Source organism: Pseudomonas sp. FSL R10-1350, from assembly GCF_009600525.1.
Classification (GTDB): domain Bacteria; phylum Pseudomonadota; class Gammaproteobacteria; order Pseudomonadales; family Pseudomonadaceae; genus Aquipseudomonas; species Aquipseudomonas helleri.
On the sequence record NZ_WIVR01000178.1, the window covers coordinates 1 to 554 of the forward strand.

Annotated in this window: 1 protein-coding gene; it reads left to right on the forward strand. The window is 52.3% G+C overall.

Annotated elements, in window-relative coordinates; genetic code table 11:
• Positions 1-40 precede the first annotated feature (40 nt).
• Positions 41-554, forward strand: a 514-nt coding sequence (locus GHO25_RS25735) for a DUF3987 domain-containing protein (protein ID WP_256677340.1), incomplete at its 3' end; no start/stop codon positions are given.

Genomic DNA, 554 nt, shown 5'->3' on the forward strand with positions numbered 1-554 from the left:
GATTTCCAGTGAGCGCGGTGGGGTTTTGAATGGACGAGCCTTGAATGAGCTGTCGAAACAGAATGCCCTCTGGAGCGGGGACTCCATAACCGTAGATCGTGTTTCGATCGAGAGTTACGTGCTCGCTGATGCACGTCTGACGGTTTCGATCATGGCGCAAGAGAGCGCCTTCCAAAACTACATGGAGCAGCGTGGCGAACAGTCTCGAGGCTCCGGGTTATGGGCAAGATTTTTGGTCTGCCAGCCTTGGTCAACTCAGGGCTCTCGTTTCATCGAAAATGGGACCGTGTCGTCGGACCATTGCGATAAATTCGCAGCGCGTCTAGTCGAGCTACTTCAGCCCAATATGGCCTTGCTGAAGGACCCTGGTCGAGAAAAAGGCGTGATACATTTCTCCCCCGAAGCCAGTGAACAATGGCTGAGTATTTTCAATGCGATTGAAGTAGAAATTCGGCCAAATGGGCGCTTTGCGGGAGCAGGGGACCATGCTTCAAAGCTTGCGGACAATATCGCGCGAGTGGCTGCTTTATTTCATTGCTTTGAAGGTTTCGAAG